The sequence below is a fragment of the Lichenihabitans sp. Uapishka_5 genome (assembly GCF_033947565.1).
Lineage (GTDB): Bacteria > Pseudomonadota > Alphaproteobacteria > Rhizobiales > Beijerinckiaceae > Lichenihabitans.
The window spans coordinates 1-2,900 of the sequence record NZ_JARPVX010000162.1 but is presented as its reverse complement, the minus strand read 5'-3'; the positions used below and the strand labels follow the sequence as shown (position 1 = coordinate 2,900).

Annotated in this window: 3 protein-coding genes; all 3 read right to left on the bottom strand. The window is 70.2% G+C overall.

From position 1 onward, the window contains the following. Nucleotides 1-166 precede the first annotated feature (166 nt). Genes P7D22_RS22715 through P7D22_RS22705 form a run of 3 tightly spaced genes read right to left on the bottom strand, consistent with a single transcriptional unit; the run spans nucleotide 167 to nucleotide 2,680 of the window. Complete coding sequence (locus tag P7D22_RS22715) at nucleotides 167-1,651, bottom strand: sensor histidine kinase (RefSeq protein ID WP_319936524.1); 1,485 nt, start codon at nucleotides 1,649-1,651, stop codon at nucleotides 167-169. Next, nucleotides 1,629-2,330 carry a response regulator transcription factor gene (locus P7D22_RS22710; protein ID WP_319936523.1) on the bottom strand — a complete coding sequence of 234 codons (702 nt, stop codon included), beginning with the start codon at nucleotides 2,328-2,330 and terminating at the stop codon, nucleotides 1,629-1,631. The genes P7D22_RS22715 and P7D22_RS22710 overlap by 23 nt, the downstream gene beginning before the upstream one ends. Nucleotides 2,331-2,344: 14 nt before the next feature. Further along, nucleotides 2,345-2,680: a PepSY domain-containing protein gene (locus P7D22_RS22705; RefSeq protein ID WP_319936522.1), complete on the bottom strand. Its 336-nt coding sequence runs from the start codon at nucleotides 2,678-2,680 to the stop codon at nucleotides 2,345-2,347. Nucleotides 2,681-2,900 lie beyond the last annotated feature (220 nt).

The window sequence follows — 2,900 nt, the reverse complement described above, 5'->3', positions numbered from 1 at the left end:
CTGCCCACGATGGCACCGGCCGAGCTGCTGGCGTCGTTGAAGGTGGAGGTCGCGACCGAACAGCCCCCGAGCACCAGGGCCAGCCCGGCCATGCCCATAACCGCCGCTCCGCGCATCCGCCCGCCCCCGCCCGCCATCAGAAATCGTGTCGCTTTCTGCACCGGTTCTAAGGCAGAAGCAATGTGGCGCGCAGTCCGCCGAGCGGGCTGCGGTCGAGGCTCAGCGAACCGCCATAAACACCGGCCAGGTCGGCGACGATCGACAGCCCGAGGCCGGAACCGGGCTTCGACTCGTCGAGGCGCCGGCCGCGGCGCATCGCGAGCCGGCATTCGTCCGTCGTCATGCCGGGCCCGTCGTCCTCCACCACCACCGCGAGCCCGGCGGCGTCGCGCTCCGACGCGGGCCCGACCCGGATCGCGACAATGGCCTGCCCCCACTTGCCGGCATTGTCGACCAGGTTGCCGACCATCTCCTCGAGATCCTGCGACTCGCCGCGGAACCGTGCCGCGGGCACCACAGCGACGTCGAACCGCAGGACGCGGTCGCGGTAGATCTTCTCGAAGGTCCGCACCAGCCCGTCGATCACCGGCTTCGCCTCCGTCAGCGTGCCGATGACGCTGGAGCGGGCCGCCGCACGGGCGCGCCCGAGATGGTGGTCGACCTGGTTGCGCATGATGCCGGTCTGCTCGCGCACCTTGGCGGCCAGGGCCGCCGTGTCGGGATGCAGCGCCGCGACATCGGTCTCGTTGGTGATGACGCTGAGCGGCGTCTTCAGCGCATGGGCCAGATTGCCCGCATGGGTGCGGGCACGCTCGACGATCTCGCGATTGGCGGCGATCAACAGATTGAGTTCGCTCGCCAAGGGCGCGATGTCGCGCGGAAAGCTGCCGGCGATGCGCTCGCCCTCGCCGCGCCGGATCGCCGCAACGCCGTCCTGCAGCCGTCGCAGGGGCCGCAACCCGAACCGCACCTGCAGGGCCGTGCTGGCCACCAGCGCCACCGCGAGGGCCGAGAAGGTGAGCCCGAGCGCCGCCTTGAAGCGCGTGATGGCGCGTTCCATGTCGTCGGGTGCGGCCGCGACCTGCACCAGATAGCGGCCCTGGTCGCCCGCATCGATCAGCCGCTGCACCATGCGGAGCCGGCGATCGTCGGGCCCCATGACATAGGCTTTGCCGGCTCCCGCCTCGCCGGGGCCGTCGAGCTTCGGTAGGCGCTCGGTGAACAGCGAGGTGGAACCGCGGATGTCGGGCTCGGCCGTATCAAGGCGGCTGACCTGCCAATACCAGCCCGACAAGGGCAGCTCGAACAAAGGTTCGCCCAAGGCGCCCAGTTCGGTGCGCGGGCCATCGCCCGGCGCCGCGAGCTCGGCCACCAGGGCTCTCAGGTAAACGCCCAGGCGCCCGTCGAAATCCTCCTCGGAGGCATGACGGTTGATGGCCGACAGGATGAACCCGGCCGCCAGCAGGATCGCTGCCGACCACACGGCCGCCGACAAGAACAGGCGGGTCGCGATCGAGCGCCGGCCGAGCCAGCGGGTGAAGGAGGAGCGGCTCGCACGCGGGGCTGCGGCGAGGCGTTCGGGGTCGAGCGCTGGGTCCGCCGTCGCGGCCCCAGCGCCAAGCGGCCCCTTACGCTTCGGCGCGTCCGGCACGCTTCGCATCTCCCGGATCGGCCGCCGCCTCGATCAGGTAGCCGAGCCCCCGCATGGTCTGGATCACATCGACGCCGAGCTTCTTGCGCAGCCGGCCGACGAAAACCTCGATCGTGTTGGAATCCCGGTCGAAATCCTGGTCGTACAGGTGCTCCACCAGTTCGGAGCGCGACACCACGCGGCCGGTATGATGCATCAGATAGGACAACAACCGGTATTCGTGGCTGGTGAGCTTGATGGCGGTACCGTTCACGACGACGCGACCGGCGCGGGTGTCGAGCCGCACGGGGCCGGCGACGAGTTCCGAGCTGGCGTGGCCGGCGGCCCGGCGCAACAGCGCCCGGATGCGGGCCAGCACCTCCTCCATGTGGAACGGCTTGGCGACGTAATCGTCGGCGCCCGCATCGAAGCCGCGCACCTTGTCGGACCAGCGGTCGCGGGCCGTGAGGATCAGCACCGGCGTCAGCTTGCCGGCAGCCCGCAAGGCTTCCAGCACCGTGATGCCGTCCTGCTTGGGCAGGCCGATATCGAGCACGATGGCGTCATAGGGCTCGGTTTCGCCCAGGAAGCGGCCTTCCTCGCCGTCGAAGGCGCAGTCGACCACATAGCCGGCGCCCTCGAGCGCCGACGCCAACTGGCGGTTCAGGTCCCGCTCATCCTCGACCACCAGAAGCCGCACGCCCGGTCCTCCCGCTACTTGCCGGCGCGCGGCAGGGTCGCGACCACGCCGCTGCGCGCATCGATCAGCGCGTGGGACACACGGCCGTCGCGCTTCAGCACGGTCACATCATAAACGAAGATGTCGCCCCAAAGGCAAAGCTGAAGCCCGACGGCCTCGCCGCCCTGCCCGGCCGCCGCCTCGCCGAGGGCCCGGAAGGGCGCCACGAACTTCTGCACGATCAGCACCTCGCGCGCCTGGGCGGGCGACATGCAGCCGTGCACACGCTCGTTGGCGGCCCGGCCGGAACCGGACGACGCCAACATGATGGAGAAACCCGCCAGGGCGGCGGCGCGTAAGCCGAGCCTCATAGGATCGAGACTATCCTGTCCGACTGAATACGGGGTGAATGCCCGCTCATGCGACGGCGCGTCTTGCGTTTCGGCCGGCCATGCGGTTCTACCACCACGATGGCCGCGACGCCGGTGGCTGATTGAGGATTCAATGTCGCGCAAGCCGAACGCCCCCACCCCGCCCCAGCCTGAGCGTCCCGCCCGAAGGCCGCGCCCCGACGGCCGGCCGGCGCAACCC